This is a genomic window from Alteraurantiacibacter aestuarii, from assembly GCF_009827405.1.
In the GTDB taxonomy this organism is placed as follows: domain Bacteria; phylum Pseudomonadota; class Alphaproteobacteria; order Sphingomonadales; family Sphingomonadaceae; genus Alteraurantiacibacter; species Alteraurantiacibacter aestuarii.
Genome location: NZ_WTYY01000001.1, coordinates 487,605 through 514,539 on the forward strand (window position 1 = coordinate 487,605; position 26,935 = coordinate 514,539).

At 61.7% G+C, this 26,935-nt stretch carries 29 protein-coding genes, 1 tRNA gene and 1 pseudogene; 20 read left to right on the forward strand and 11 right to left on the reverse strand.

Annotation, left to right across the window (positions count from 1 at the left end; translation table 11 throughout):
- Positions 1-146: 146 nt before the first annotated feature.
- From GRI32_RS02435 to GRI32_RS02460, 6 genes are all read right to left on the reverse strand, one after another.
- The gene (locus tag GRI32_RS02435) at positions 147-734 is read right to left on the reverse strand and encodes a DUF1989 domain-containing protein (protein ID WP_160589513.1); all 588 of its coding nucleotides are present in this window, start codon (positions 732-734) and stop codon (positions 147-149) included.
- On the reverse strand, positions 731-1,423 hold the full coding sequence (gene gntA, locus GRI32_RS02440) for a guanitoxin biosynthesis heme-dependent pre-guanitoxin N-hydroxylase GntA (RefSeq protein WP_160589514.1): 693 nt from the start codon (positions 1,421-1,423) through the stop codon (positions 731-733). The genes GRI32_RS02435 and gntA overlap by 4 nt, the downstream gene beginning before the upstream one ends.
- The gene (locus GRI32_RS02445; RefSeq protein WP_337190131.1) at positions 1,417-1,710 is read right to left on the reverse strand and encodes a hypothetical protein; all 294 of its coding nucleotides are present in this window, start codon (positions 1,708-1,710) and stop codon (positions 1,417-1,419) included. The genes gntA and GRI32_RS02445 overlap by 7 nt, the downstream gene beginning before the upstream one ends.
- Before the next feature lie 66 nt (positions 1,711-1,776).
- On the reverse strand, positions 1,777-2,367 hold the full coding sequence (locus GRI32_RS02450) for a lambda-exonuclease family protein (protein WP_160589515.1): 591 nt from the start codon (positions 2,365-2,367) through the stop codon (positions 1,777-1,779).
- Positions 2,364-2,582, reverse strand: coding sequence for a helix-turn-helix transcriptional regulator (locus GRI32_RS02455; RefSeq protein ID WP_160589516.1), 219 nt, complete (start codon positions 2,580-2,582; stop codon positions 2,364-2,366). The genes GRI32_RS02450 and GRI32_RS02455 overlap by 4 nt, the downstream gene beginning before the upstream one ends.
- Positions 2,579-3,040 (reverse strand): hypothetical protein, encoded by a 462-nt coding sequence (locus tag GRI32_RS02460; protein ID WP_160589517.1) that lies wholly within the window; start codon positions 3,038-3,040, stop codon positions 2,579-2,581. Before GRI32_RS02460 ends, GRI32_RS02455 begins: the two co-directional genes overlap by 4 nt.
- 134 nt (positions 3,041-3,174) lie before the next feature.
- On the opposite strand from GRI32_RS02460, the gene GRI32_RS02465 reads away from it, so the two are divergent.
- Together GRI32_RS02465 and GRI32_RS02470 are read left to right on the forward strand one after the other, a co-directional pair.
- Complete coding sequence (locus GRI32_RS02465) at positions 3,175-5,256, forward strand: RelA/SpoT family protein (RefSeq protein WP_160589587.1); 2,082 nt, start codon at positions 3,175-3,177, stop codon at positions 5,254-5,256.
- The gene (locus GRI32_RS02470) at positions 5,256-5,621 is read left to right on the forward strand and encodes a VOC family protein (protein ID WP_160589518.1); all 366 of its coding nucleotides are present in this window, start codon (positions 5,256-5,258) and stop codon (positions 5,619-5,621) included. Before GRI32_RS02465 ends, GRI32_RS02470 begins: the two co-directional genes overlap by 1 nt.
- Here GRI32_RS02470 and GRI32_RS02475 read toward each other — a convergent pair.
- Genes GRI32_RS02475 through GRI32_RS02485 form a run of 3 tightly spaced genes read right to left on the reverse strand, consistent with a single transcriptional unit; the run spans position 5,618 to position 8,370 of the window.
- Positions 5,618-6,943 carry a serine hydrolase domain-containing protein gene (locus tag GRI32_RS02475; RefSeq protein WP_237437323.1) on the reverse strand — a complete coding sequence of 442 codons (1,326 nt, stop codon included), beginning with the start codon at positions 6,941-6,943 and terminating at the stop codon, positions 5,618-5,620. The genes GRI32_RS02470 and GRI32_RS02475 overlap by 4 nt on opposite strands.
- 39 nt (positions 6,944-6,982) lie before the next feature.
- Entirely contained in the window at positions 6,983-7,303 is a 321-nt protein-coding gene (locus GRI32_RS02480) for a DUF1905 domain-containing protein (RefSeq protein WP_160589519.1), read from the reverse strand.
- A gap of 5 nt (positions 7,304-7,308) precedes the next feature.
- On the reverse strand, positions 7,309-8,370 hold the full coding sequence (locus tag GRI32_RS02485) for a peptidylprolyl isomerase (RefSeq protein WP_160589520.1): 1,062 nt from the start codon (positions 8,368-8,370) through the stop codon (positions 7,309-7,311).
- 101 nt (positions 8,371-8,471) lie between these two features.
- Between GRI32_RS02485 and GRI32_RS02490 the strand changes: the two genes are divergently transcribed.
- Positions 8,472-8,562 (forward strand) — tRNA-Ser (locus tag GRI32_RS02490).
- 397 nt (positions 8,563-8,959) lie between these two features.
- Here GRI32_RS02490 and GRI32_RS02495 read toward each other — a convergent pair.
- Positions 8,960-9,403 (reverse strand): hypothetical protein, encoded by a 444-nt coding sequence (locus GRI32_RS02495; RefSeq protein WP_160589521.1) that lies wholly within the window; start codon positions 9,401-9,403, stop codon positions 8,960-8,962.
- Here GRI32_RS02495 and GRI32_RS02500 point away from each other — a divergent pair.
- The 17 genes and pseudogenes from GRI32_RS02500 to GRI32_RS10910 all read left to right on the forward strand — a co-directional run.
- Positions 9,390-10,106, forward strand: coding sequence for an IS6 family transposase (locus GRI32_RS02500; RefSeq protein WP_160589522.1), 717 nt, complete (start codon positions 9,390-9,392; stop codon positions 10,104-10,106). The genes GRI32_RS02495 and GRI32_RS02500 overlap by 14 nt on opposite strands.
- A gap of 267 nt (positions 10,107-10,373) precedes the next feature.
- On the forward strand, positions 10,374-11,537 hold the full coding sequence (locus GRI32_RS02505; protein WP_160589523.1) for a two-component system sensor histidine kinase NtrB: 1,164 nt from the start codon (positions 10,374-10,376) through the stop codon (positions 11,535-11,537).
- A 14-nt stretch (positions 11,538-11,551) separates the two neighbouring features.
- Positions 11,552-12,151: a response regulator transcription factor gene (locus GRI32_RS02510; protein ID WP_337190132.1), complete on the forward strand. Its 600-nt coding sequence runs from the start codon at positions 11,552-11,554 to the stop codon at positions 12,149-12,151.
- 201 nt (positions 12,152-12,352) lie between these two features.
- Entirely contained in the window at positions 12,353-12,586 is a 234-nt protein-coding gene (locus GRI32_RS02515; RefSeq protein WP_337190133.1) for a Flp family type IVb pilin, read from the forward strand.
- Between the two features lie 91 nt (positions 12,587-12,677).
- Positions 12,678-13,637, forward strand: coding sequence for a Flp pilus assembly protein CpaB (gene cpaB, locus GRI32_RS02520; RefSeq protein WP_337190134.1), 960 nt, complete (start codon positions 12,678-12,680; stop codon positions 13,635-13,637).
- Between the two features lies 1 nt (position 13,638).
- Positions 13,639-15,048: a type II and III secretion system protein family protein gene (locus GRI32_RS02525; protein WP_160589526.1), complete on the forward strand. Its 1,410-nt coding sequence runs from the start codon at positions 13,639-13,641 to the stop codon at positions 15,046-15,048.
- Positions 15,038-15,316, forward strand: a complete 279-nt coding sequence (locus GRI32_RS02530) for a hypothetical protein (protein WP_160589527.1) — start codon at positions 15,038-15,040, stop codon at positions 15,314-15,316. Before GRI32_RS02525 ends, GRI32_RS02530 begins: the two co-directional genes overlap by 11 nt.
- Before the next feature lie 25 nt (positions 15,317-15,341).
- On the forward strand, positions 15,342-16,859 hold the full coding sequence (locus GRI32_RS02535; RefSeq protein ID WP_160589528.1) for a pilus assembly protein TadG-related protein: 1,518 nt from the start codon (positions 15,342-15,344) through the stop codon (positions 16,857-16,859).
- Entirely contained in the window at positions 16,856-17,356 is a 501-nt protein-coding gene (locus tag GRI32_RS02540) for a TadE/TadG family type IV pilus assembly protein (protein WP_160589529.1), read from the forward strand. The genes GRI32_RS02535 and GRI32_RS02540 overlap by 4 nt, the downstream gene beginning before the upstream one ends.
- Positions 17,353-17,982: a TadE/TadG family type IV pilus assembly protein gene (locus GRI32_RS02545; RefSeq protein WP_337190135.1), complete on the forward strand. Its 630-nt coding sequence runs from the start codon at positions 17,353-17,355 to the stop codon at positions 17,980-17,982. Before GRI32_RS02540 ends, GRI32_RS02545 begins: the two co-directional genes overlap by 4 nt.
- A gap of 7 nt (positions 17,983-17,989) precedes the next feature.
- The gene (locus tag GRI32_RS02550) at positions 17,990-19,180 is read left to right on the forward strand and encodes a CpaE/TadZ family protein (RefSeq protein WP_160589531.1); all 1,191 of its coding nucleotides are present in this window, start codon (positions 17,990-17,992) and stop codon (positions 19,178-19,180) included.
- Positions 19,181-19,182: 2 nt separating this feature from the next.
- Complete coding sequence (locus GRI32_RS02555) at positions 19,183-20,565, forward strand: TadA family conjugal transfer-associated ATPase (RefSeq protein ID WP_474078555.1); 1,383 nt, start codon at positions 19,183-19,185, stop codon at positions 20,563-20,565.
- Between the two features lie 4 nt (positions 20,566-20,569).
- Positions 20,570-21,571: a type II secretion system F family protein gene (locus GRI32_RS02560; protein WP_160589532.1), complete on the forward strand. Its 1,002-nt coding sequence runs from the start codon at positions 20,570-20,572 to the stop codon at positions 21,569-21,571.
- A gap of 2 nt (positions 21,572-21,573) precedes the next feature.
- Positions 21,574-22,554: a type II secretion system F family protein gene (locus GRI32_RS02565; protein WP_160589533.1), complete on the forward strand. Its 981-nt coding sequence runs from the start codon at positions 21,574-21,576 to the stop codon at positions 22,552-22,554.
- 1 nt (position 22,555) lies between these two features.
- The gene (locus GRI32_RS02570; protein ID WP_160589534.1) at positions 22,556-23,299 is read left to right on the forward strand and encodes a tetratricopeptide repeat protein; all 744 of its coding nucleotides are present in this window, start codon (positions 22,556-22,558) and stop codon (positions 23,297-23,299) included.
- Between the two features lie 24 nt (positions 23,300-23,323).
- Positions 23,324-23,803 carry an A24 family peptidase gene (locus GRI32_RS02575; protein ID WP_160589535.1) on the forward strand — a complete coding sequence of 160 codons (480 nt, stop codon included), beginning with the start codon at positions 23,324-23,326 and terminating at the stop codon, positions 23,801-23,803.
- Between the two features lie 73 nt (positions 23,804-23,876).
- Positions 23,877-23,975 (forward strand): annotated as a pseudogene (locus GRI32_RS10910) (IS6 family transposase); the annotation flags it as partial.
- Between the two features lie 275 nt (positions 23,976-24,250).
- Here GRI32_RS10910 and GRI32_RS02580 read toward each other — a convergent pair.
- Entirely contained in the window at positions 24,251-26,860 is a 2,610-nt protein-coding gene (locus tag GRI32_RS02580; RefSeq protein WP_160589536.1) for a G8 domain-containing protein, read from the reverse strand.
- Between the last annotated feature and the right edge of the window lie 75 nt (positions 26,861-26,935).

Consider the following 26,935-nt stretch of genomic DNA (forward strand, 5'->3'; position numbering starts at 1 on the left):
ACGTTCCAGGACCTGATTCATCCATTTTCGTCCATGTCCGACAAGCGCAGCTGGCGCCAGCACAGACCAGTCCAAGCGCGCTTTTCGCTCGACGAATGAGCCCGGGCCGGATTTGTCTGAGGCAGGGTGATCTGCAACTTTTGCGCTTACAGAACCCGGTATCCGATCGGTTTGAAGTTGCCGCCATTGGAGGCATAGGCTGAACAAGCGGTGAGGCCAATTACCAGGTCCATCATCGCTTCCAGCCGCAGGATATCACCCTTCTTCGAAGGCGGAGGCTCGACCGACAGCTTTCCGCTTTCGCCGTCAAACGGCACGTTCATGAACACATTGAAAGCGGTGGGGATCGCGTCTTGCGACACGCCGAAGGGTTCCAGCGCTTCTGCCAGATTGCCGAAACAGCCACGGTGCACGGGCTTGTCGGGATAGAAATGCGTGAACGTCGCCTCACTACAAGGCGTCAGCAGGAAATCGTGGCAGCCAACATCGTCGCGGGTGATCTTGAGCATGGGATTGGAACGGTTTGACCACAGCGTATTGCCCGTGGTCAGCTTGAGCGTTTCCTCATAATCGAACGTGCGCCCGTTGGAGATGACTTCGCGCGTGTCTTGCGCATTGAAGGCGAGCAGGTCGGCAACCTGGCAGCCCATGACATCCACCACGTCCAGCATCTGGCCGCGGGCGAGCAGGAAAGCTGTGCCACTGCGCGGGGGAATGATCTGCATGTCCATCATGCGCGCTTGTCCTCGAAAGGCGGAATCCAGTCTTCACCTACATTGCGGCCTGAATATTGCCGCGCCTCGCTGCTTTCGCCGTGGCGGGCGAGCATCGGGTTGATATCGCCTGCCAGTTGTTCGTCGCGTGCGAGGATCTTCTTGCGCATGCCTTCATAGCGTCCTTCCTCGCGCAGTTTTTCGAATTGATCGTGCAGGTTGAACACCAGCGTCGGCCGTCCAAAGCGCCGCGCCGGGCGTGAGGCATGGGGGTGCAGGCCAACCACGAAATACGCCTCACCGCCAAAGCTGAGCGAGAAATGGGGGTTGGCAGGATCGGCACTGACTCCGGGATCATAGGGCTGGCCGCGCCAGTGATCCTTGTCGGCCAATGACTGGATGCGTTCCCACATCGCGGTTTCGAAATGTTCTTCGGTCAGGTCGCGGGGCCCTTGGAACACCACTGCAAGGCTGCGCAGGCCGCCCGGATCATCGCGATAGGAGTAGGCCCATTGCAGCAATTCATCGTGCAGCTTCACATCGTTCCATGCACTGGTGATATCGCGCGCGGCCACGACCTTGAGCGTGCCGCGCGCCATGGCCGATTTGGCCCCCACACAGGGGAATTCACGGCTGCCAATCCATTCTTCCAGTTCACCGCGCAACTGCTCGCTACGGTCATGATCCTCACGGACCTGTTCCTTCAGCATGGTGACGCTCCTGCAATTGCGTGGTCATTGTGGCAGGTGCAGGCCTGCGCAACACTGGTTGCAGAATGTGCGGTACGGCGGCCCATGGTCCAGTTGTTCTGAAAGCGAACCTGCGGATTGGGGGCGCACCAGATCTCGCCATTCTCGTCCAGCGCGGTGACCCAGATCAGGTGATGTTCCGGGCCATAATCGATAATTCCGACGGCCTGCCCGCGGCCGCGATCAAGAACCTGAACCGGTAGACTGGGATTGAGCTGCGTGAACATGGTTGGCCTCTTGCGCTGCATGTCCATGATAAATGGTCGAAACCTTCTGTGGTTCCAGCAGCGGCCAGGATGCAACGAGGGGATCAGTCAGGCGCAGAGCTCGTTCCAGAAAGCCGCCTCTTTTTCGATCAGCCGTTCAATATAGCTCGCGTCTCTGGGTACGCTGAAAAGGATCGGTGGCCGGTCTGGCAGATAGCAGAAGAAGTCCATTTTCAGGAGGCCGGTCACCGCCATCGTGTGCTGGAGCTGACCGTACAGGGCGCGCGGTACTGTGCGGCTGCGGCCGGTGCGCGCATGAATGGCAGGACCGCATTTGATCTCGACCGCCTGCATCGTGTCCACGCATATTCCGTCGAGACTGCAGCGCATCCATTCATGAGCGCGGCTTTGAGCGCATAGCGGCCGGACATTCACGCCGCGAATTGTGCAATAGGCCGCGCGTGCCCTTGGCTCCAGCATCACCCCTCTGGTCATGGCACTGGTGACTGTCTGCCGCCGCCGGGCAAGTTCTGGATTGCGCCGCTCAAACAGCAGGTCCTTTGCGGACTTCCACGGGTTTTCGCCCATGATGGCCGGTGCATCGGACGCCCCGATGCCGCCTGCGCGCCATTGCCGCCAGCTTTCGGTGCCCTGCACAAGATCCACAATCGTGAACGGAGCGCTTTGCGGCGCGGTCATGATCTTTGCTGCTCTTCCAGATCGAACAGATCCTCCACCGGCACTTCAAGTGCGCGGGCGATTTTGAGCGCGACGATGGTGGAGGGCACGAAAACCCCGTTCTCCACCGTGTTGATGGTCTTGCGGCTGACCCCGATCTGGTCTGCCAGCTGAGCCTGAGTCCAGCCACGCGCAGTGCGGGCATCGCGGATGGTGTTGGTAAGCGCCTCGGTCATTGCTGGTAGGATTTGCGCTCAAGCAGAGCGAAGCGCAGTGCGGCGACGCTGACCGTTGAGGTGAGGATCAGATGGGTTGCCTGCCGCAACATCAGTTCACCAAAATTGCTGTAAATGAAGAGGGCGAGCGTTGTCAGAACCGATGCCAGGAAGCCGGCGGCGATCGCTTTGCTGCGGTTTTGCCGGGTCACCTCGTCATCGATCAGGGGCAGCAACCCGGGGCGGGATTTGGGGAATTTACCGCCGGTATAGAGGACGATTACAAACGAACTGGAAAGAATGATCCACGCGACCACTTGGACCGGTTTGGCAGCCCATCCGACATCGGCAAGAATGGTAGAAAAGTTGATCTGGATCGCCACATAAGCAATCACCAGCAAGAGCAGCGCGCGGGCGCGCCTGCGCCCAACCATTTCGGCGGCTTCCTGATCGCTCGCTGGCAAGTTTTTCATACGCATCGTGAATCTCCGTGTAACCCACGGGTTACATGTAACCTCTAAGTTACAATTCAGTCAAGCGCCCGTGGAAATCTCGCCCATCTCCGCGATTTCCCTTGCCTGTTTTCTGCCCGATGGCGCACTATCTTGAATATATGCTGCGCCAGTACGAACTTGTTGAACGGGTCCTTGAATATGACCCCGATGCCGATGCGGCGCTGCTCAACCGTGCCTACGTCTATACGGTGCAGAAGCACGGCAGCCAGAAGCGCGCCAGCGGCGATCCCTATTTCAGCCACCCGGTAGAAGTTGCCGGGTTGATGACCGACCTGAAGCTGGATCAGGCAACCATCATGACCGCGCTGCTCCACGATACGGTGGAGGACACGCTGGCCACGATCGAGGATATCGAGCTGAATTTCGGCAGCGAAGTGGCGCGGCTGGTGGACGGCGTGACCAAGCTCTCCAAGATCGAGCAGATGCCGGAGAATGAGCGCGCGGCGGAAAACCTGCGCAAGTTCCTGCTGGCGATGAGCGAGGACCTGCGCGTGCTGCTGGTGAAGCTGGCGGACCGGCTGCACAACATGCGCACGCTGCATTTCATCAAGAACCCGGAAAAGCGCCACCGCATCGCGCGGGAGACGATGGATATCTATGCCCCGCTGGCAGAGCGTGTGGGCATGTATGAATATATGCGCGAAATGCAGCTGCTGGCGTTCGAGCAGCTGGAGCCAGAAGCCTATGCCACCATCAACGCCCGGCTGGAGCAGATCCGTTCCACCGAAGGCGGGCAGGTTGATGCCATCGCGCTCAAGATCAAGCAGGCGCTGGCTGAATCCGGGCTGGATGTGGAAGTGTGGGGGCGCGAAAAACACCCCTATTCGATCTGGAAAAAGATGGCCGAGCGCCATGTGAGCTTTGAACAGGTCACCGATATCATGGCCTTCCGCGTGCTGACGCGCGATACCGATGATTGCTACCGCGCGCTGGGCGTGCTGCACCAGACCTGGAAGATGGTGCCCGGACGGTTCAAGGACTTCATCTCCACCCCCAAGACCAATGGCTATCGCTCGCTCCACACCACGCTGATCCATGCCGGATCGATGCGTGTGGAAGTGCAGATCCGCACGCGCGAGATGCACCGCACCAATGAATTCGGCCTGGCGGCGCACTGGGCGTACAAGCAGGAAGACCGGCCCGATGGCGAAGTGGGCTGGCTGCGCGACCTGATCGAGATTGTCGATGCCAGCCATGATGCCGAAGAACTGCTCGAACACACCAAGCTGGCGGTTTACCAGAACCGCATCTTCGCCTTCACGCCCAAGGGCGCGCTGTTCCAGCTGCCCAAGGGATCGACAGCGGTGGATTTTGCATTCGCCGTCCACACCGATCTTGGCGCGCAGACCGTGGGCGCCAAGATCAATGGCCGGCACATGCCTTTGCGCACACCGCTCAACAATGGCGATGTGGTGGAGATCATCAAGGGATCACACGCCCAGCCGCAGCTCAGCTGGCTGGGGTTTGTCGTCACCGGCAAGGCTCGCGCCGCCATTCGCCGCGCGGTGCGGCTGAAGGAACGCGGAGAGATTGCCGAAATCGGCACCAAGCTGTTCGAAGAAATTGTCGAGCGTCTGCCTGCCAAGGTGGGAAAGAAGGCAATTTCCGCCGCGCTTGAACGGCTGGAGCTGGATCACAAGGAAGACCTGATGTTCGCCATCGGGTCCGCCAAGCTGACCGACCGGGAAGTGATGGAAGCGCTTGTTCCCGGCAGCACCAGCGATTTGCCAGCCCCGCCCGAACAAGGGCGCGCCATCAGCATCAAGGGGCTGACGGCGGGCATGGGTTTCAGCCTGGCAGACTGCTGCCATCCTGTTCCCGGCGACCGCATTGTCGGCCTCAGGCGCAAGGGGCAGGGGGTGGAAGTGCACGCCATCGATTGCCTTGAGCTGGCCAATGGCGAGGATGTCGACTGGGTCGATCTGTCATGGGGCGAACGCTCTCACGGTGCGGTCGGACGGCTGCATGTCGTGCTGTATAACCGCCCCGGCACTCTGGCTGAAATGGCCGGCGTGTTCGCCAAGAGCAATGCCAATGTGATGAACCTGGAACTGACCCAGCGCGACGATCCGTTTCACACCTATGAGGTGGATCTGGAAGTGCAGGACCTGGCGCATCTCACCCGCATTGTCAGCAGCCTGCGGGCGAGCGACAGCGTGGCACAGGCAGACCGGGTCTGATGTCTCACATTACCGGGCTCGATCATGTCCAGCTGGCCATGCCTGCTGGTGGTGAGGCGCGTGCGCGGGCATTCTATGTCGGCGTGCTGGGCATGGCGGAGTTACCCAAACCTGCCCATCTGGCGGTGAATGGCGGCTGCTGGTTCACCAGCGGCGATGCGCATATTCATCTGGGCGTGGAGCATGGCTTTGCGCCAGCGCGCAAGGCGCATCCCGCGCTGCTGGTGCACGATCTGCCGGCCTATGCCGAGCGACTGGAAAGTGCCGGAGTGTCCTTTGCGCCGGGCAAGCCGCTGGATGGCTATGTGCGCGGCGACATTTCCGATCCCTTCGGCAACCGGATCGAACTGATGCAGCGGCTCTAGCCTGCCTGCAGTGACAGGTCGGCGGCAATCGCCTCCTCGAAATCGGCGGCGATGGGCCATGTGCTGGCGGGCATGTACTGGGTGTAGATGGCGCAGCGCCGGCCGCTGACCATGTCCACAAAACCAACCGTCCCGGCGCTTCCGGCCCAGCCATAGGCGCTGTCCATTCCAGCCCAGCCCAGCCTTCCAGCGGCGCCGAATGCAAATCCTTCCACCCATGATCCCAGCGAAACCGATGGATCGGGCCGCAGGTCCGATGTGCCCAGCTGTACCGCCGCTGCGGGCAGGATGCGCGTTCCATCCAGCTCGCCCAGATTGGCGACCATGTGCAGGAAGCGGTCATAATCATGCGGAGAGGACACCAGCCCGGTGCCGCCCATGGGGAAATAGTCATCCCCGGCAAACACCGTGCCCTGCGCAGGATCGAGCAGGACCGGGCTTTCCCCGCGCACGTCATAACTTTCGGTCAACCGGCTGCGCGCGTCTTCCGGCACGCGGAAGAACGTGCTGTTCATCCCGCAGGGGGCGAAAATCTTGTCAGCCAGGAAGCTCTCGAAATCCTGCCCGCTGACCACTTCGATCACCCGCCCGATCACGTCCAGTCCGGTGGAATAGCTCCACTGCGTGCCCGGCTGGTGCGTCAGCGGAAAAGTGGCCAGGCGATCGGCGAATTCGGTCAGGCTGGTCACCGGCGTGCCCCGCGCCAGTTCCGCTGGCGGGTAGGGGCCAACCAGCCCGGTCACCACGCCTGCGGCCTTCATCGCCTGCGACAGCGGCCCCTGCTCCACAAAGCTGTATCCCAGGCCGGAGGTGTGGGTGAGCAAGTGGCGGATGGTGATCGGCCGTGCGGCGGGCTCCAGATTATCGGCGGTGATCGGGCCGTCATATTCCTTCTGCACCTGCATGTTGGCAAAGGCGGGCAATATCTCGGCCAGCGGCTGGTCGAGCGACAGCCTGCCCTCTTCCACCAGCAGCATGGCGGCCATGCCGACAATCGGCTTGGTCATCGAATAGAGGCGATAGATACTGTCAGCATCGCTTTGCCGCTGGCCGCCCAGACGGTCTGTTCCGCCACCGATCAGCAGGCTTTCCTCGCCCTTGCCGATCATTGCCAGCATATTGGCGATCATGCCCCGGCTGCGGTAGCGCGCCACCATTGCGGACAGGTAAGGCCAGTCATCGGCGCTCATCGGCGCGCTGCCGGCGGCGGAGGTGCAACCGGCCAATGGCAATGCGGTCAGCGCCAGTCCCGCGCCCGCCGTGCGGCGCAGCATGGCGCGCCTTGTGTGCCAGCCCTTGGGGCCGCCGCGTCCGTCCATCATATCCCTCTCCCCCTCGCGCTGCCTGCCCGCCTGCTGGGCTTATAACAAGGTCAGCTGCGCCGTAATCTCGTCACCTTCCGCCACACCCTGTGCCCGCCGGGCCACCGCCTTGATCGGCAGGAACCAGCCATAGTCCTGCGGGAAGACGGAAGTGCTCCACTCGCTGTCGCCCAGCTTCACCTCCACCTTCACCGATCCGAAGCCGCGGCGCTTGCCGCTTTCGATCCGGCGCAGCAGTTCATGGCCGGAAATCTCCTCCGCCGCCTTGCCTTCGATGCGGATATAGGTTGCCAGAACGCCGCTATCGTTGCGCCAGCCCAGCAATGTGCCCGATACGGTGATCTGGTCGCCGCTCTGCATCACTTCTACTCCGTCAGGGGGTCGATGTGGCGGATCGGCACCGGCACGTTGCAGATGTCCACGCCGCTCGCGGGCACGGTGTAGAAGGCGTCATTGCGATTGGCGCGCACTGCCACATAACGGGCGAAGCTTTCGCTTTGGGTGGACAGATACTGGTAGCGCCAATGCTCGGCCTCCTCCGTCTCGCTGGCAAGCCGGACCGAGAGGATCGGCGTATCCTGATCGCGGCTTTCATACACGCCAGCATCCCCCGTGCCGCGCCTGAGCGTGGAAAGATGCTCGATCCCGTCGATCACCCGGCCGACCACGGCGATGTTGCGATCAAGCTGGCGCGGCGCATGGCCGATCACGGCGTAGAGTTCGGAGCCGGTGCCGGTGTCTGGCGCAAGATCGCGGGCGACGCCGACGGATGCATAGCAGTGGACGGGCCAAGCCGTGGTGCTGCGCTGGGTATCGGGCCCCGACCCCATGGGCCATCCACCAACAAAAGCGGTTTCCAATGCATAGCTGTCGCCCTTCTGGCGTGCGATCGCTTGCTTGATAGCGTCGGCATTTGGTGCCTCGACAATCTCACCAGTAACAAATTCTTCGATCCACATCGATCGGAGCATAGCAGTGAGCGGAAAGACCGCTTGATCGAACTCTGGCGCTGGAGGAAGCACAGAAGCATACTCGCTTTCTGGCGACACCACGCCCTCCGGCAGCGGCCTGTCCTCGCTCACATCACCCCATTGCGCCACCCAGTTATCGACCACGCGATAGACGCTGGTGCCATCCCACCAATGGGCGCGGGCGAGGGTGCGGATGTTCTCCACCCACGGCTGGCTGAACGGCGCGGGAATCAGCTGGATCACCACGAAGCGCGGGCTCTCGTCATCACCGGGGGCCAGAACCATCACCAGCAGATCGCCGGGATCAATCTCGGTCCATTCCTCCGGCGTGGATGCCGCCACGATGCTGTCGGGCGTTACCGGGTTGGCAGGCGTAATTGGCGCGGCATTTTCCTGTGCTGCCAGCGGTGTGGCAAAGGCCAGCGAAACGGCGGAGAGAAGGGCAAGGCGGCTCATGGCCTGGAGTGTGCCACCGGTATGCGCGAAGGCAAGGCCTATCCCGCTTGTCATCCGCTCATACTGCGGCTAGTGGCCTGCCTCTGCCAAAACAGGCATGCGGAGCGGTGGCCGAGTGGTCGAAGGCGCACGCCTGGAAAGTGTGTATACGTCAAAAGCGTATCGTGGGTTCGAATCCCACCCGCTCCGCCACCCACCCCCAGCACTCGTCTCTGGTTTCAGGGAGGGCGCGCAAGCCCGCGGAACAGGCGGCTTTGCGTGGGCCATTCCGTAACAGCGACATCATTGTGGCCGTCTCCTGGACGATATCAGCCGGCATTTGCGCGGCCCGTCTCCGGCCGTACCTGCATCGGTCCGGTTTGCCTGTTAAACAGGGCAGAACAGGGAAAAACGTGAATTTGAGCCCGAATACAGGCCATCTGCAGCAATTTGCGCAAGATTCTACCTGAGAAAATAACGCCTTTTCGGTAGCTTAAAGGGCACGAAAAGCCGTTTTCCTGTTAATCGCCCGAACAGGGTATTTAAACCCCCCGAACAGGTGCCTCAATCGCCACTATCAGGGTGTTTGCTCGCCGGAACAGGCGTTTTGTTATTGCCCGAACCGCAGCACCTCGCGCTGCCGCGACCAGCTCAGCGGCAGCGCGATGTTCCTGAGCACCTCAAGGTTGAGATGATACGGCTGGCGTCCGTCGAGGATCGCCTGCTGGATATCGGGGGCGAGGAAGGCAAGCCGCAGGATGCCGCGATCGTAGGGAGAGCTCGGGCTGGCACCGAGTATCGGCAGACCCCGCTCGGTGCGGAGCATGGCGTGCGCCTTGCGCAAGGCAGCAATCAGCACCCGATCGGGCTGCGCGGCAGGCGTAGCGCCGCGCGCGATCATGCGCCGCCCACCGCGCAGCGGCAGCGCTAGAGGAAGGAGGATGGTCGCGCTGTCCCTGGCCTCATGGAGCAGGCGCTCTGGTCCTGTCAGAGCAAATGCACCGGCTAGCGAAATGCGCGTGATCGGGTAGGGCAGGGTGATGCCCAGACCCAAGAAAGCAGCCAGTCCGTTTCGCTATTTCAACTCTTCACCTGAGGTGATCCGCCTGGTCGTGATGATGTACGTGCGCTTTCCGCTGAGCTTGCGGAACGTGGAAGACCTGCTGTTCGAGCGGGGTATCGACATCTGCCATGAGGCCGTGCGTCACTGGTGGAACCGGTTCGGTCCGCTGTTCGCAGCCGATGTGCAGCGCCAGCGGGTAAGCCGGATGCGAGGGTTTCGGCAATGGAAGTGGCACCTCGATGAGGTCTACGTGAAGATCAACGGCGAGATGCATTACCTGTGGCGCGCGGTCGACCAGGAGGGCGAGATCCTCGAGAGCTACGTCACGAAGACCCGCGACAAGAAAGCTGCGCTGCGGTTCATGAAGAAGGCGCTGAAGCGCCACGGCTCGCCGGCGGAGATCACCACCGACGGTCTGCGCTCGTACCGGGCGGCAATGAGCGACCTCGGCAACACCGACAAGCAGGAGGTGGGACGCTGGGCCAACAACCGGGTGGAGAACAGCCATCTGCCGTTCCGACGACGAGAGCGGGCCATGCTGAGATTTCGACAGATGAAGAGCTTACAGAAGTTCGCCTCGGTTCACGCCAACGTCCACAACCATTTCAATCAAGAACGCCACCTGATCGACCGACAGACATACAAGACCCGCCGCTCGGCCGCCCTGGCCGAGTGGCAGAACCTCATGGCCTGATCGACGCGCCATCAAGACACGGTTATGTCGATCGGAGACGAGTTGCGATTAGACTGACAGCACCGTTGCGATTGGACTGACAGCACCCTGCCGCTCAATCGCCTTGGCTGAGTGGCAGTTCCTCATGGCCCGATCAACGCGACATAAAGACACAGCTCCGTCAATCGGAGGCGAGTTGCGATTAGTCTGGCAGCGTTCTATTCACAGGCGGGCCACAAACGTGTTCTGGCGGCACACACAATAACAAAACCGTGGCACTGGGGGAGTATGACAGTTTTCATCGATGACGATCTGCCGCTTGCGCTCGATAGCGCGCAGATGAGCTCGTTCATGGATATTATGCCGATTGCGATCATTCTGGCCGACCAGCAGGGTATCATCCGCGCAGCGGGCCGTGCAGTCGAGAACCACATAGGCTATGCGCCCAAGGAACTGGTGGGGCAGAACCTCAAGATCCTTATGGCATCACCTCACCGCGAGCGGCACGACGGCTATATCGCCCGCTATCATGAGACCGGCGAACGGCGCATTATCGGCAACCCACGGATCGAGAATGCGCGACACAAGAATGGCCACGCCATCGCGGTCGAAGTGAATGTTGGCGAGACGATGATCGAAGGTCAGCCCTATTTCCTGGGATTCCTGCGGCTGATCGAAGCTGACGCGACCGACCGCCAGCAGATCCAGACCATGCTTTCCGAGTTGGCGCACGTCTCGCGGGTATCGGCAATGGGCGCCTTGGCAGCCGCCATTGCGCACGAGTTGAATCAACCGCTGACAAGCATCGCCAATTTCGCCGCGGGCGCGCGCGAAAGGTTGCTTGCCCGGGATGATGCCGAAGAACTGGCCGAAGTGACTGACGTCCTGGATATCTGCAGCCGCCAGGCGGTCCGTGCCGGGCACCTGCTGCACCAACTGCGGGATTTTCTGCGCCCCGCAGAAGCCGGGGCCGAACTGGTGTCGGTCGAAGCGCTGGTTGATGCGACGATTTCGCTCGCGCTCATCAATGGCTATCGCCGCACTATCGAACTCGACGTGGATGTTCCCGGTAATCTGCCGCTACTGATGATCGATCATGTGCAGGCCGAACAGGTGTTGTTCAACATCGTGCGCAATGCTTTCGAGGCGATGCAGGACGATCATGAACGACCACACAAGGTCCGCATTACTGCGAGGGCGCTGGATGCTGGCATGATCGAGATTGCGATCGAGGATTCAGGGCCGGGTATCGACCCTTCGGTGCAGGGGCGTGTGTTTGACAGCTTCGTGACCACCAAGCCGCGCGGCATGGGTGTGGGCCTGACCATCTGCCGCCAGATCGTGGAGGCCCATGGCGGCAGTATCGATGCTGACAATAGCACTGCGTTGGGCGGGGCGCTCTTCCGGCTGCAACTTCCTGCCCAGCCGACTGACAAGCCGCAGGTTGCCTGATGGGCGGGCGCTTTGTGCATATTGTTGATGATGATGAGATGGTCCGCAGATCGCTGGCCTTCATGCTGGCATCGGAAGGTCTTCAGACCACGCAGCATGACAGCGCCGCATCATTTCTGGCCGCGCTGCCCGAGCTCGAAGAAGGCTGCCTATTGCTCGACCTTCGGCTGGGTGATGCAAATGGGATCGACCTGCAACGTCGGCTGCACGAGAACGGGTCTGTTATGCCGGTTGTCATCATGACCGGGCAGGCCGACGTGTCGAGCGCTGTCGCCGCGATGAAGGAGGGCGCAGTCGATTTCCTGGAGAAGCCTTTTTCCAAGGCTGACCTGCTCACTGCGCTGCGGAGCGCGTGCGAGAGGCTGGCGCGGGAGCAGAAGGGGGACATCGAAAGGGACAACGCCCGCCACCTGATGGAACAGCTTAGCCCGCGCGAGCGGCAGGTGTTAAAAGGTCTTGCTCGCGGCAAGGCGAACAAGAACATCGCCTTCGATCTGGGTATAAGTCCACGCACGGTGGAAATTCACCGCTCCAACGCGATGAGAAAGCTCAATGTGCGTTCGCTACCCGAACTGCTGCATTTGGCCTTTCGCGCGGGTGAGATGGACGATTAGCGACCACGCCATTTGCTCCGATCATCAGACCGCTGACGTCATTAGTCTTAGTAAACCTCCTTAGTTTCGGCGCTGTTCTCGCCGGAATTCCGCCGAAAAGCACGGTGATCCTCTTAATTGCTTCCCATCGGTTGTGGCCCGACATTCCCTGTGTCCGGCCAGCTTTGGCCGTGGCGGATTTCAATAGGCGGGGGATGTCTGGTGACTTCGCTCGCATTAACAGGAGTGGTTACCATGAAAGCCTTTCTTCAGACCTTCATGCGCGATGAATCAGGCGCCTCGGCGGCCGAATATGCGCTGATTCTGGCGATCGTTGGCATTGGCATCGCCGCAGCGGCGCTGGGCCTTGCCGTGTCGATTCAGAATGCGATGGACGATGCTGCGGACACGATCGACGCAAAGGGCGAAGGTTCAGAACCTCTCCCCTCTAATTAATGCCGCATACCGCAGCAAGATGCGGGTTACTCGCGGCCAATGCGGCTGCGGGTAACCCACCCATAAGAATGCAATAATCGGGAGAGGTGTTGTGCAGGGGCGCAATTGGGTCTTGCTGGTAATAGCAGCAGTAGTGGGCATAGTCGCGGTGATCATCGCCAATGCCTGGTTCTCGGGCATGGAGCAGCGACAGGACGAGGCGCAGATAACGCTGCGCGAACAGGAGACTGTCCAGATCGTAGTGGCAACCCAGCCGCTCGAATACGGCACTGCCCTGTCGGATCAAAACCTGCGCCTGCAATACTGGCCTGCTGCCTCCGTGCCGCAAGGTGCTTTTCTCACTGTAGACGCGGCCCTGCAGGACCGCCGAGTCGCAATACGCCCGATTGTTCCTGGCGAGCCAGTGCTGGCCAGCAAGGTGAGCGGCGCCGACGGGAGGGCCACACTGGCTGCCCTGGTGCCTGCTGGCATGCGTGCCGTATCCTTGCCCGTTGACGCGATCCGCGGCGTCGCCGGCTTCGTCGTCCCCGGCAGTTCGGTTGATGTGATCCTCACGCGCCGCATCGCCGGCGGCGGAGCACGCAACGAGGATTTGCGCTCCGACGTGATCCTTGAAAACGTGCAGGTTCTCGCAGTCGATCAGACTGTTGACGATACCGAAGGCGAGCCACGCGTCAGCCAGACGGCGACAGTCGCGGTATCGCTGGTCGATGCCCAGCGTCTGGCGGTGGCGCAGGGGGTTGGCACGGTAAGCCTTGCCTTGCGCAGCATCACTGAGTTGGCGAGTATTGGCCCGGATGGCCAGGCTTCTGGCATGGCCACTGTCACCGCTGCCAACCTCGGTTCACGGGCGATGTACATCCCCGCCACCGCACTGGCACCGCCACCGGTGACCCAGACGACCTATATCAGCCGCGACGATGACAGTTCGAAGCGCGCCGGTTCCGCATCGGCCCCGGTCGCAGTGTCGGTGCCGCAAGGCCCGCGCATGGAAATCGTGCGCGGTACACAGCCGACCAGCTATCCGGTCGGTCGAGCAAGGGGTGAATGAGATGAAGTTCAGCAAAGCCTGCGCGATAGCCCTCGCAACGATCTCGCCCATTGCGCTTGCCGCCACGGCGATGGCGCAACAGGTTCAGGCCTCGGTCCATGCTGGCACTCTCGAAGTGCCGGTTGATCACAGCCTGGTGGTAAGTGCTGACGTGCCCATCGCACGCGCCATGATAGGCAACGCCGATATTGCCGATGTGATGCCGATTTCCGAACGCCAGATCTACGTGCTGGGCCGCCAGTTCGGCACCACCAGCCTGACGCTTTACGACCGGCAGGAGAGTGTCATCGCAGTGATGGACGTCTCGGTTGGTCCGGACATCGGGGGCCTGCGCCGCCAGCTTGAGCAATTGCTTCCTGGCGAACAGATCGATGTCCAGCTTTCCAACGGCAATGTGCTGCTGACCGGCATGGTCAGCGATGCCGGGGCCGCGACGCGGGCAGCGCAATTGTCGGGATCTTTTGCTGGAGAGCGGGTGATCAACCTGCTCAGCATGGGCGGCAGCCAACAGGTGATGCTGGAAGTCCGCTTTGCAGAGGTCGATCGTTCGATTGGCGAGCGGCTGGGCGCGAGCGGTTTCGGCCTGTCCAGAGGCGGCGATTTCAGCGCCGTGCTGGGATCGAGCGCGGGGCTGGGCGCCGGTTCGCTCGGCGATCCCGGTACGCCCACGACCGGACCGATCACCGATGCCTTCGGCATTCTCAGCCATGCCTTCAGCCTCGGCGGGCTTGATATCGATGCCACGCTCGACATGCTTGAAAGGCGCGGCCTGTCGCGCACTCTGGCCGAGCCGACACTTGTCGCTCTTTCGGGCGAACCGGCCAATTTCCTCGCCGGCGGTGAATTCCCGATCCCCGTGATCGCCAATTACGGCGTCGGCCAGACGGGGCAACAGAATCTCGGCGTCGAGTTCAAGTCCTTTGGTGTCAGCCTCAGTTTCACCCCTACGGTGCTTGGCAACGACGTGATCAGCCTGATGGTAGAGCCGGAAGTGTCCTCGATCGACGAAAGTACGACGGTTTCGATCAACGGCATCACCATTCCCGGCCTTCAGACGCGGCGGGCACGCACGACGGTGGAGCTGCGTGACGGCGAAAGCTTCGCCATCGCCGGGCTGCTGCGCGAGGACTTCCAGACCACGGTGCGCCAGATCCCCCTGCTCGGCTCGATCCCGATCCTCGGCACGCTGTTCCGTTCAACAAGCTTTCAGCAAGGTCAGACCGAGTTGCTGATCGTGATAACCCCGCACCTCGTAGCGCCGATCCGACCCGACCAAGTGCGCCTGCCCACCGATCGGATCGATCCGCCGCAGCCACTCGACGTCTTGATCGACGGGGAGGGCTATCACCCACGTGCCGCCGACGATGCGGGCAGCGACCCAAGCGCAGAGGAATCCGACTATGAATATTGATCGCCGCACCTGCACGATGGCAGCGCTGCCGCTCATGCTTGTGGGCTGTACGCAGGGTATGATGACCGGCGGGAAACCTGTGGTCGAGTTTGGTGAGTACAACCGCCAGACAATGGCCTCCCAAGTGGTCAATCCCGAGCCGCATTATGACACGACTGTACCCGTCACCAGTGCCGAGCATGCTGCGCAGGCGGCAGAGCGTTACCAGCAGGATGCGGTGAAACCCCCGATCCACACGCCCAGCACCACGCCCAGCTCGGGCAACTGACCAAGAGAGGAGGCTCGCGTCTGATATGGCCGGGGCATCGCGCAATTTCGCCAAGGATGCGGCCGCAGCCATTTCGGCGCTTTACGCCGTCGCGCTGCTTGGACTGATCGCGATCGCGGGCATCGGCCTGGACTATGGTCGGCTGGTGACCATGCAGAGCGAGTTGCAGAATGCAGCCGACCAAGCCGCTCTGGCCGCCGCAACGCAGCTGAATGGGGCCGATGATGCGATGGTGCGCGCGCGCACCGCCGCTAACGCCGCCTTCGCCAGCGCAGCCAGCGCTTATGTCAACGAGACGCGCGTAGCGAATGATGGCGGGGGCTCCGCAATTACCGGACTGACTTTCACCTTTTACGACGGTTACGCAAACGACCAACCGGGCGAACTGCTCGCCAACGATGCGGATGGTGCGCGCGCCAAGGTGGTACGCGTGACGGTCAACGACCGCGAGGTCTTCTATGCGCTGACGCCCGTCGTCGGGGCACTGTCTTCTGGCGGGGTCGAGGCAGATGCAATGGCAATGCTCGAACGCGCGGTGTGCAACCTGCCGCCGATCATGGTTTGCATCGAGCGTAGCGACTTCTTCCTGCCCACGCTTGAAGGCGACGGCCTGAGAATGCGCTGGCTCGACAGTTCGGTCGATGCACTGGCACCGGGCAACGTGGGCTTCCTTGACCTTTATGGCACACACGATTCACAATATGAACTGGGTGAAAACCAGCCTTATGGCGAGTGCGGCGCGATTGAGAACGTAACCACCGAACCGGGCTTTCGCGCCACAGAGACGCGGGCGCTCAATACCCGGTTCGACATACAGAGCAATCCGCTGTCCTGCGATCCATCGACCGGCGACTTCTGCCCTGCACAGAACGTGCGTGCTAATTCGGTGCTGGTCGAGCAAAGCACGATCACGACCAATTCGTCGACACCTCCGCCGCCGCCGACCTGCGGCAGCTACCAGAACCGCTCGCGCAGTTGGGAGCCGATGACCCAGGCCGAGGTGGCAACTGCTGGCACCTTCACCCGTGACAGCTGCTTTGATGACGGAAGCTGCACCTATATGGGTGATGGTGAGTGGGACATTGCCGGCTATCTGGCCCGCAATCATCCCGGCGTCAGCCCGGCAATCTTCTCGCAGGGCTCACGCTACGAAGTCTACAGATGGGAGCTTGAAGATCCGGCCAACCGGATGCCGCCGCGTCTCGTGTCGTCAACTGTGGAATCGCGTCGGCGCGGCAACAGCGGCAATTACGAGCACACCTTTACCAATCGCTGCTCATATCCGCAGCCGCAATTCGCCAGCCCGGTGGTGCCCAGCAATACGCAGAAAGATCGCCGTTTGCTGTCGGTGGCTGCGGTTGACTGCACCGGGCTGACCGGCCGCTCGGCAGTAAACATCCTGGGCTGGTTGGACGTATTCCTGACCCAGCCCGCCGATGGATCGGAGACCATCCATTCCGAGATCGTTGGTCCAGCACTGCGGCCCGACAACCTGCCGACCTTCCAGTATTTCGGTCGCAACCGTGCAGTGCTGATCCGGTGAGTGCGCGCAGCTTCCTTGCCGACCGTTCGGGTGCCTCGGCTTTCGAGTTGGCCTTGCTACTGCCGCTGCTGCTGGTGCTGCTGTTCGGCGGGATGGAGGCCGGACACTTCATCTGGACGCAGCACAAGTTGACCGAGGGGGTTCGCGATGGTGCGCGCTTTGCCGCGCGGTTGCCGGTTGAGTCCTACTGCATCGCAGGCGCGCCCGTGACCGGGGCCGACACTATTGCGGCGATCCGCCGCGTGACGCGCACCGGCCAACTCGAACCGGGCGGCCATGTCAGGGTGCCCGGCTGGAGTGATGAGGAGGTCGATGTCGAGGTAGCCTGTGCCGCCTTCGTCGATACCGGTATCTATCACGACCTCGATACCGCCGGCCCGATCGTTACCGTCGCGGCGCGTTCGGTTGCCTATCCCTCACTGTTCGGCGAGCTGGGCGTGCTCGATCCCGATCTGACCATGACCGCACGCTCCAGCAGCGCGGTGACCGGGCTGTGAGGGCGTTTCGCGCCTTGCTCGCCGATCGGCGCGGTGCCAGCGCAGCGGAATTCGCGTTGGTTATTCCGCTGGCGCTACTGTTCCTGTTCGGCATTATCGATGCGGGCCGCTACGCTTGGCTGGTCAATCAGTTGGAGAAGGGTGCGCAGCAAGGCGTGCGCTATGCCGTGGTGACCGATATCGTCCCCAACGGCCTCAACAGCTACAACACCGTCGGCCTGAATTGCGGCGGCGCGCCGCTGCAAGTGTCCGACCGCATCTGCGCCGAAGCGTTGGGGACGGTTACCTGTACCGCATCGGGTTGCAGCTGCACGCGCGGCCCGTGCCCGCCTTTGGGCGCAACCAACAACGCCGCTTTCCAGAACATCGTCACGCGCGTCAGGCGCTTTGCCCCGGTTGGTGCCGAGCGTGTTTCGGTCACTTACTCTGGCTCGGGCATCGGCTTTGCCGGAGATCCTGCGGTCAGCGACACCGGCAGTCCGCTGAGCGATATCGCCCCATTGGTCACCGTTGCGATCAGCGGAGTGGAGATGCGCGCGATGCTGCTGTTCGGTGGTACGGTCGACATGCCCGAGGTGCGTTCGTCGCTCACGCTCGAGGATGGCAGCGGAACTATAGGATACTGATGGCATCATGAGCGAATTCGTCACTTCCACTATCGATCCTGCCGCTCCTTCGGCGGGTCTGCCTGAGGGCCTCGTCATCGCCGCCAGCCAGGCGGAGATCGACGGCCTGGTGGCTGCCGATACGGCGGGCCGGTTCGCCGGGGTCCGACTATGCCGACTGGCCCCTGACGATCCGCTGCCCGCCGACGTCCTCTCCGAGGCGCGGCTGCTGGTTCTTGAGGTCGATACCGCCAAGCCTGCCTCGTTGCAGCGCATCCGCGCGATCCGCAGTCAGCGCCGTGCACTGCCCGTCATTGCGGCGCTGCGCGGGATGGATGTCGCTGCGGTCCGCATGCTGGTGCATCAGGGCATTCTCGATGTCACCGAACTACCGTTCGAAGCAGACGAACTTGTGTCTTGTCTCGAGGAGGCACATGCACGGCTGGCTCCGATACCCGACAAGTCGGGCATCGCCCCACTTATCGCGATGGTTGGCGGTGTGGGTGGTAGCGGCACGACCACCGTACTCACGCATTTCGCGGCTCATGTCGCACGTGGAAGGGCGCTCGATACTTGCGTGGTCGATCTTGACGTGCAGTCTGGCGAGGTTGCCTATTACTGCGGCCATACGCCGCGCATCACCATTGAGGCGCTGCTGAGCGCAGGCGACCGTCTTGACAAGGATCTGATATCCAGCGCGGTGATCGACAGCGGACACGGATTTGCCATCATCGCCGCGCCCGAGAAGGTCTTGCCTCTCGATGAGGTGAACGTGGACCAGTTGCTGAACATGCTTGCTATTCTGCGGCGCCGTTACGCTTTGGTGCTGGTCGATCTGCCGACCGACTGGACGAGCTGGGGGCTGTCAGTGGCCGATGCCTGCACCGCTGTGGCACTTGTCACCGACATGTCTGTTGCGAGCTTGCGCCAGGCGAAGCGGCGGCTCGACTTGTTCGAACAGGTCGGCATCGGCAGCGATCGTTTGCAGCTTGTTGCGAACCGGGTCGAGCACAAGGTGTTCAAGTCGTTCGACCTTGATGACGCGGCAGAGGCGCTGGGCCGTAATTTCATCGCTGCCTTGCCAGATGCCGGGCACGAAATGACCGACGCGCAGGACGAGGGGCTGCTGCTGTTCGATACGCGTCGGCGCACAAAGTTCGAGGAAGCGATAGCAGTGCTTGGCAATGCTCTGCTGGGCCCGGCGGAGGATTATCGATGAGCATGTGGAACGTAAGCAAGTCACCTGGGAAAATGGTTGAAGGGCAGGTCGAACGCGATCCGGCTTTGCTGCCCGATCCATTCGAAGAATCGCCGGAGCTTGATCCGGCCATCGCCCGCAACCTGCGGCTGAAGGTCTCGATTCACCGCTCACTGCTCGACAAACTCAATCTCGCCGCGCTCGACCAGCTCAGCCGCGAACAGATCCGCAGCGAAATCGCCGAAATCGTAACCGAACTGCTCAATGCAGAAGGGGAACCACTGAACGCCCGCGAGCGCGAGGAACTGGTGACCGAAGTGCTCGACGAACTGCTGGGCCTGGGGCCTCTTGAACCGCTGCTTCAAGACGACACTATCACCGACATTCTCGTGAACGGTTACGACGAGGTATTCGTCGAACGCCGCGGCCTGCTCGAAGCGGTGCCCACGCGCTTCCAGGACGACAAGCACCTGTTGCGCATCATCCAGAAGATCGTGAGCGCAGTCGGCCGCCGTGTCGACGAAAGCTCTCCCTACGTCGATGCGCGCCTTGCCGACGGGAGCCGCGTGAATGCGATCATCCCGCCGCTGGCGATCGACGGACCGGCGCTGTCGATCCGCAAGTTCGCCCGCAACTGGATCAGCATGGACCGTCTGGTCGAGCTCGACACGATACCTTCGGCCATGGCAGAGGTGCTCAAGGCGATCGTGGGCACTCGTCGCAATGTCCTGATCTCGGGCGGCACTGGCTCGGGCAAGACGACACTGCTCAACGCCATGTCGTCCTTCATCGGACACCGTGAGCGGATTATTACGATCGAGGATTCGGCCGAACTGCAATTGCAGCAGCGCCACGTGGTGCGGCTGGAGACGCGCCCGCCCAATATCGAGGGCAGGGGCGAGGTCACGCAGCGCAACCTAGTCAAGAATGCGCTGCGGATGCGCCCCGACCGCATCATCGTGGGCGAAGTGCGATCTGGCGAGGCCTTCGACATGCTGCAGGCGATGAATACTGGCCACGACGGCTCGATGACCACCGTCCACGCCAATACGCCGCGCGATGCGCTCAGCCGTGTCGAGCAGATGATCGGCATGAGCGGCGTCGAAATCTCGCCGCGCGCGGCGCAGGCGCAGATCGCCTCGGCGATGAATGTGGTGGTCCAGATCGAGCGACTGGTGGACGGCCATCGTCGCGTGGTCAGCCTGTCGGAAATTACCGGCATGGAAAGCGACACGATCACCATGCAGGAGATATTCCGCTTCAAGATCAGTGGCATGTCGGACGAGGGCAAGGTGCTGGGCCGGTTTGAGGCGACTGGCATCAGGCCGCGCTTCCTTGATGTCACCGCAGCTTACGGCATCTCACTCAGCCCCGATCTTTTCCGTCCCGACCGGGCGTTGGAGTAGGGCCATGACTGAAATCTTGATCCGCATCCTCGTGTTGCTCGGCGTATTCGCCTCGGCCTTCCTTCTCACGCAGGTGCTGGCGGGCCTCGCCTGGCGCCACCGTCAGAAGTTTGCCGCGGTCAACCGGCGGCTCGAACTGATTGCGCGCGGGCATGAGCGCGAGGAAGTAACCGCGCGGTTGCGCAAGAATGCGCCCTCGACCGACTTTGCGCTGCCCAGCCTGCTGGCTGCACCCGCACAAGACTTGCAGCGCATGATGTTCGCTGCCGCCCTGCCGATCACCGCGCGGCAGTTGTTGCTGGTGATGGCGGTACTGTTCGCGATCGTCTTCGTACTGGCACTGCTGGCGGCGGGCATGGCGGGCTTCGGCTGGTCGCTGGGTGTCGTCTTCCTGTTGCTGGTCATCACCGCGTGCATCGCCGTGGCATTCCCGCTCGCTTGGGTGAACATGCGGGCGCAGGCGCGCCGCAAAAGGGTGGTGGAACAATTCCCCGTCGCACTCGACGTATTTGTGCGCGCGCTGCGCTCGGGCCATCCCGTCTCGGCTGCAATCGATCTGCTGACGCAAGAGATGGAGGACCCCATCGGCAGCGAGTTCGGCATTGTCGCCGACGAGGTCGCCTATGGTGCCGATCTGACGGACGCGCTGCAGGAGATGGCCGACCGCTGGGATAATGCCGACATGCGGATGTTTGTCGTCTCGCTGGCGGTGCAGAAGGAGACCGGCGGCAACCTCGCCGAAATCCTCGAAAGCCTCGCCGCTGTCATTCGCGACCGGGCGGTAATGTACATGAAGGTGCGTGCCCTCAGTGCCGAGGGTCGCCTGACGGGGTTGATGCTGACAGTGCTACCCGTTCTCACGCTTGTCGGAATGTTCCTGGTTAACCCCTCATTCTACCTCGAAACCGCACGCGATCCGATCTTCATCATCGGCTTTTCCGTGCTCATCCTGCTCTTTCTCGGCGGTGTCTACTGGATCCGCCGGCTAACGGACCTGAAGGTGTGACCATGCTCGAATTCATCGCCGCCAACACCATAGTCCGGCTGATCGTGCTCGCGGTCATCTTCGCCGCCGTGCTGGGGGCGGTGCTGTTCGCGGCAAATATCTACCTGCACCGGCAGGCTCGCTTGACCCGTCTGCATGAGATCGACGAAGCCGAGCCGGTTGCGGTCACAGGCATGCGCAGCCTGCGCAGTTTGGCGAACGATGGTGCCTGGTCGCGGCTGGCAGCGGCTGTGGAAGCAGCGGGCATTGACCTCAGTGATACGCGGCAGGATCGCCTGGCGGGACATCTCCAGTTGGCAGGCTACACCTCGACTGCGGCACCGCGCGTGTTCACGCTGGTGCGACTGCTGCTGGTCTTCGCCCTGCCGATCGCCTACCTGCTGCTCGACTACTGGACCGGCGATCCGCCCGGATTCATGCGCGCCTATATCGTCAGCGCGCTGCTCGCGGTCATCGGCCTGTACCTCCCCAATCTGTTCGTCCAGTCGCGCATTGAGCGGCGGCGTGAGGCAATCCGCAACGGCTTTCCCGATTGTCTCGAACTGCTGATCGTGTGCGTGGAATCGGGACTGGGGCTGGAAGCGGCGATTGACCGGGTGGGGCGCGAAATGGTGCGTTCGCATCCGCGCGTTGCAGAACTGCTTTCAATGACCACCCTGCTGCTGCGCGCAGGTGCCTCGCGCGACGAGGCCTTTCGCAAGCTGGGCAAGGCTGCCGATGTCGAGGAAGTCCGCAGTTTCACCACGCTGCTCATCCAGTCGGACAAACTGGGCACCAGTATCACCGCAACCCTGCGCGTCTACGCCAGCGAGATGCGCGAACGCCGCAAACTGCGCGCCGAGGAGCGCGCGTATCGCCTGCCGGTGCTGATTTCGATACCGCTGGTCGTGTGCATGTTGCCCACGATGATCGGTGTACTGATGTTGCCTGCGGTCATCCGCATGGTGCGCGATGTCATCCCCGCAATGTTGCAAGGAGGTTGAGATGAGGATTGTTTCACGGCTGCTGGTGCTGGCTGGCGCCGCTGCCCTTCTGAATGGCTGTGCGCTGCTTGGGATCGGTCACAAAGGCGCACATATCGAGGCGCTCTCGACCCTGCCAGGCGATGCCGAGGCCTTCGTGCAGTTCGAATCCGGGCGTGATTCGTTGGCGAGTGGAAACTACGCCGCCGCGATCGCCGAATTCAGTCATGCGCGCGCTGAACCGACGCTGCTTGGACCTGCGCTCAACGGCATGGCGGTCGCTTATGCCCGGCTGGGCCGCGAGGACCTAGCGGAACGCTACTTCCGCGAGGCGACAATGGCTGACCCGGCCGACACGCGTTTTGCAGCGAACCTGCTCCGGCTGCAGCAGGCTGGCCAGAAGGCCGCCAGCCAGGCGGCAACGCTCGCCTTTGACGCGCGCTACGTGCCCACACCCATGGTTGTGCGCGCCGGATCGGGGACGGCGATGCTGCCGACGGGCGGCGCCGCGCCTCGCTTAACGGTCACGCAGTCACAGCAGCAACTGGTGCGGATAGATGCCGCTCAAGTACAACTCTCGGCCATGGTTGCAGAGCCATCTGTGAACGGCATGCAGGTACACCTGCAGTTCGGCTGGCCCAATCATCTAACCAATGGCGGCGGCAGTTCCCGGGTGCACGTTGGCCTGCCAGCTGGCGAGGATGGCCCGGTGCGCATAGCGGCAGGTCCGGCTATCAGCGGGCACGTAGCTTGGGCTTGGCCCTGATCCGGTAGGTAGGGAGAACGCTGTATGTCACCTGCGGAGACAGGATTGCTGGTCACGCTCGTTATGATCGGCCTCGTGGCGAGCTATCTCGATGTGGTTAGGCGTGTACTGCCCAACTGGCTGAGCGCGGTAACCTTCCTGACTGGCATCGCGGCCAGTTTTGCGCTGGGAGGGTTCGAGGCCGCTGGCAGCGCGCTGCTGCACGCCGCAATAGCGCTGGCGGCAGGTATGGGGCTGTTCGCCGCCAAGGCCATCGGCGGGGGTGACGCAAAATTCTATGCGGCGCTCGCAGCTTGGTTCGGCCTTGACCACGCCCTGTTTCTGTTCGTCAGCGTGGCGCTTGCGGGATTGGTGCTGATCCCCGTCTGGCTGGTGGCCCGCCAGGTGAAGAAGCCCGCAGGTCCGCTGTCCGAGCGCGACGATGCCTTTTCCAAACTGCCCTATGGCCTCGCTATATCGCTGGGAGCGTGTATTTCCTTCGCGATGCTGGCGAACGCTGCCTGACCGCTCCTACCCAAGCGTTTTCAAAGCAAACGCACCTGATTGAAAGGTAAGGAGGCCAGGGTCGGCGACACCAATGCCCGGACCCAGAAAACCGGCGAATCCGTTCCGCTATTTCAACTCCTCGCCCGAGATCATCCGCTTGGTTGTGCTGATGTACGTCCGGTTTCCGCTTTTGGGTGGAAAGCGGACATCACAGTACAGTTAGTTGGCTTTGCCGGACCAGATGGCATGCTCGTACCATGTTACGTCTGCGTGAGCCGATCGAGCGCGGGAGAGATATCGTCCTCGCTTGCGATCGCGTTGGAGGCATCGGGCCCGTCCAGCTTTTGCAGCGAAGTATAGATGCTCGGTCCGCTACGGTCGCCGGAAGCGATCTCCTCGCGCCAGCGCAGCGCCGGCTCCGGCAGGTCGCCGTCGCGTTGCTTGTGTGGGGGTTGGCCTCGGGACTTATCTGCTGACCGTTATATTGGCTTGCATATCCAGTGGACGAACCGGCATGACCGGAGCCTCGGTCACTACCAGTTTGACCCAGAGGGCGTCCTCGCCGCTGAACCAGGAAGTCTCGTTCGCATTGCGCAATGCGTTCATGCTGTCCTGCTGCGTTCCGGAGACTGCGTTTGCGAAACTCGGCAGTTCAAATATGACCCAAGAACCCTGGTCCATTTCACTCACACTGAGAGAGACCTCCTGCCTTTCGGTCACCACCTGTATCTCGGTGCCGGCACGGACCGTGCTCTGGTTGCCCGTAATGTGAAATTCCGTGCCATTGCGAACAAGCGCGATGGGTTGCTCCGCCGGAGCGGTTTGAGCGCCGATTCTCCCATTTCGTTGCGCAAGATAAAGGCGTCCGACATCACCTGTGCAGACAGATGCGTTCCAGCTGGGATGAATCTCACAGCTGTCGTCAGTGGCGACGCTGTTATTCTCGCCGTCGTGGAGCATGATATGGGAATCGGCGATGCCGGTCACCGAACCGTCCAGATCGTGGATCGACAGGGTCCGATATGCCACGCCGCCCCGGTTATCATTGTCGAATCTGGGTTCGATATTCGGAAAATACACAGGCTTGGCATTGACGAACTCAGCACCCTCGATGGTGCTTGCGGTAGTGACCCCCGAGCTGGTGAACAGCAGCCAGGAAAGCGCTCCTGTTTTTCGCCTGTCGTTGTCCTGGAAATTCACGAATGTCGTGTTCACCACTTCATCACGGTAGTCATAGTATTCATAGGCGCGGATCGGGAAATCCGGAATTGGGGGCTTTGGCAGACTGCGGCCATAGGCGACTTCCTCTGGCGTTGTGGGATTGCCGATATTGTCGGTTTCGCCCACGATCAGTGAATCAACCAATCGTGAGGTAAACCTCTGGCTGCCGAAATCACCGGATGAATGCGTCATGCCAATGGCGTTGTCCGCGAGTTTCAGGTTGCGGAATATGTGAAGTTCACCCCGGCCCCAGAGGCCGCCATTGCGGTTCTTGTAGCTGGTCAAATCCTCGATGAGCGTTTCCACGAAATCGCTTTCCGGGTCAGCTGGATTTTCCCGTGGCATGAATGCGTTGCCGGCCAGGCCGAAGGTGTTGTCTTCATTGATGTTGCGGTCAAACATGAACCCGTCGAAGTTGGAATGGGCCACGTTGCCTCTGAATTCGCCCAACGGCGTTCGGCGCGGCCAGGTGTTGAGGCTGACCTCCGTTCCCAGATGAGCACCATTAGGGTGTTCGGGCAGAGACAGCCAGAAACCGTTCTGATCGGAACCGGCCGCCACATTGTCTATGTAGCTATTGTCCGGGTTGGTGATCCAGTAGGACGACACTGTGTTGTCCGAAGGCAGCAGGGTGGCCCCGCCGGAGAAGCTGATTTGCCTGACGGTCATGCGATTTGCATACGTGTAGTTGTTCTCTCCGTTGGCGGCGAGGTTGGTGGGCACGCAGTCCAATGTCGGATGACACTTGGTCTGGATTGCCAGGTTTCGGATAAATTCGTTGCCGTGCTCGATGCCGTCTTCCAGGAAGAAGCAGTGGCCGACCGTGTTGAAGGTGACGTTGTTTTCCACCTGCAGGTTGTTGGTGCCGTGCACCGTCACGCAGCGGTTGAAGGTGTCGTGGATCGCGGCGTTGCGGATATACTGGCCGTGGCCTTCGCCAATCACGTGCCAGTGGATCGGATAGCGCGCCAGCGTCAGGTGCTGGCCCATGCGCGAAAGCTCGACGCTGTCGATATACATTTCAGAGCCGGCCATCGCCATGATGTGACCGCCGAAAAAGTTCGTCGCCGCATCTTCGGAGGCCTGAATGCGGATATTGCGCGTCAGATTGGCGACCTCTCCGCGCTCGTCGACGCCGAAAGTGATCTCGCCGAAATGCATATACTCCAGCGGCGCATCGATGGTGACGGTGTTGCCGTTGACAGCAGTAACGGTGCGGCGCTCTGCCTGACGCGGATTGAAGTCGGTAGAGGCGAGCACGATCTCGTCACCCGCGCGCCAGCCGCTCGCATCTAGTACGGTGAAGGAGGTGCTGCCAGCCTCAGCCGTGGCGGAAAGTTTCGACCACGTATGCTCGCGGTTGCCGTGCATGTTGAGCGTACCGCGCAGCATCATGATGCCGCGATCGCCCATGGTGTTGATATCCTCACCCTGGACGTTGTCGGTCAGCGTGATGGTGGCGTTGTGCTGGAAAGGACTGGCCTCGGTGCCGATTTGCAGTTCGCCGCCGGGGACGTAGATCCACTCGGTGGTCAGCGCCAGGTCACGCTCGTCGACAAAGGTCAGCTTGCCCTGCACGGTCAGGCCGCGCAGTTCGGGCGGGCTGACGTCGAGCATCATCTCGGTACCGCGCGGAATGGTCACTTCCTCGCCAGCCACAGGCACCTTGCCTGAGGGCCATGCCGAGGCGTCCGACCACTTCACGGTCCGCGTCATTGCCGAAGGGGCGGCCACGTCCATCGCCATGCTGGCGTGATCCGCGCTATCCTGCGCGGCGATGCTCGTACCCATGGCGAGCAGCACGGAGGCAGGAACGAGGCGAGTGTAAAGGAACAGGTGAAACTGTTTGCGCATGACTGGATTTTCCCTCTCCGGGGACGACGAGTCCCTCTTATATTCCTGGTTTGCGGAGGATTATGAGACGAGTGA

Bases quoted from the DNA above. Each gene is read 5' to 3' on its own strand.
- GRI32_RS02435 (WP_160589513.1), bottom strand. From the start codon at position 734: ATGATGGACATGCAGATCATTCCCCCGCGCAGTGGCACAGCTTTCCTG.
- gntA (WP_160589514.1), bottom strand. From the start codon at position 1,423: ATGCTGAAGGAACAGGTCCGTGAGGATCATGACCGTAGCGAGCAGTTG.
- GRI32_RS02445 (WP_337190131.1), bottom strand. From the start codon at position 1,710: ATGCAGCGCAAGAGGCCAACCATGTTCACGCAGCTCAATCCCAGTCTA.
- GRI32_RS02450 (WP_160589515.1), bottom strand. From the start codon at position 2,367: ATGACCGCGCCGCAAAGCGCTCCGTTCACGATTGTGGATCTTGTGCAG.
- GRI32_RS02455 (WP_160589516.1), bottom strand. From the start codon at position 2,582: ATGACCGAGGCGCTTACCAACACCATCCGCGATGCCCGCACTGCGCGT.
- GRI32_RS02460 (WP_160589517.1), bottom strand. From the start codon at position 3,040: ATGCGTATGAAAAACTTGCCAGCGAGCGATCAGGAAGCCGCCGAAATG.
- GRI32_RS02465 (WP_160589587.1), top strand. From the start codon at position 3,175: ATGCTGCGCCAGTACGAACTTGTTGAACGGGTCCTTGAATATGACCCC.
- GRI32_RS02470 (WP_160589518.1), top strand. From the start codon at position 5,256: ATGTCTCACATTACCGGGCTCGATCATGTCCAGCTGGCCATGCCTGCT.
- GRI32_RS02475 (WP_237437323.1), bottom strand. From the start codon at position 6,943: ATGATGGACGGACGCGGCGGCCCCAAGGGCTGGCACACAAGGCGCGCC.
- GRI32_RS02480 (WP_160589519.1), bottom strand. From the start codon at position 7,303: ATGCAGAGCGGCGACCAGATCACCGTATCGGGCACATTGCTGGGCTGG.
- GRI32_RS02485 (WP_160589520.1), bottom strand. From the start codon at position 8,370: ATGAGCCGCCTTGCCCTTCTCTCCGCCGTTTCGCTGGCCTTTGCCACA.
- GRI32_RS02500 (WP_160589522.1), top strand. From the start codon at position 9,390: ATGCCCAGACCCAAGAAAGCAGCCAGTCCGTTTCGCTATTTCAACTCT.
- GRI32_RS02505 (WP_160589523.1), top strand. From the start codon at position 10,374: ATGACAGTTTTCATCGATGACGATCTGCCGCTTGCGCTCGATAGCGCG.
- GRI32_RS02525 (WP_160589526.1), top strand. From the start codon at position 13,639: ATGAAGTTCAGCAAAGCCTGCGCGATAGCCCTCGCAACGATCTCGCCC.
- GRI32_RS02530 (WP_160589527.1), top strand. From the start codon at position 15,038: ATGAATATTGATCGCCGCACCTGCACGATGGCAGCGCTGCCGCTCATG.
- GRI32_RS02535 (WP_160589528.1), top strand. From the start codon at position 15,342: ATGGCCGGGGCATCGCGCAATTTCGCCAAGGATGCGGCCGCAGCCATT.
- GRI32_RS02550 (WP_160589531.1), top strand. From the start codon at position 17,990: ATGAGCGAATTCGTCACTTCCACTATCGATCCTGCCGCTCCTTCGGCG.
- GRI32_RS02555 (WP_474078555.1), top strand. From the start codon at position 19,183: ATGTGGAACGTAAGCAAGTCACCTGGGAAAATGGTTGAAGGGCAGGTC.
- GRI32_RS02560 (WP_160589532.1), top strand. From the start codon at position 20,570: ATGACTGAAATCTTGATCCGCATCCTCGTGTTGCTCGGCGTATTCGCC.
- GRI32_RS02565 (WP_160589533.1), top strand. From the start codon at position 21,574: ATGCTCGAATTCATCGCCGCCAACACCATAGTCCGGCTGATCGTGCTC.
- GRI32_RS02570 (WP_160589534.1), top strand. From the start codon at position 22,556: ATGAGGATTGTTTCACGGCTGCTGGTGCTGGCTGGCGCCGCTGCCCTT.
- GRI32_RS02575 (WP_160589535.1), top strand. From the start codon at position 23,324: ATGTCACCTGCGGAGACAGGATTGCTGGTCACGCTCGTTATGATCGGC.
- GRI32_RS02580 (WP_160589536.1), bottom strand. From the start codon at position 26,860: ATGCGCAAACAGTTTCACCTGTTCCTTTACACTCGCCTCGTTCCTGCC.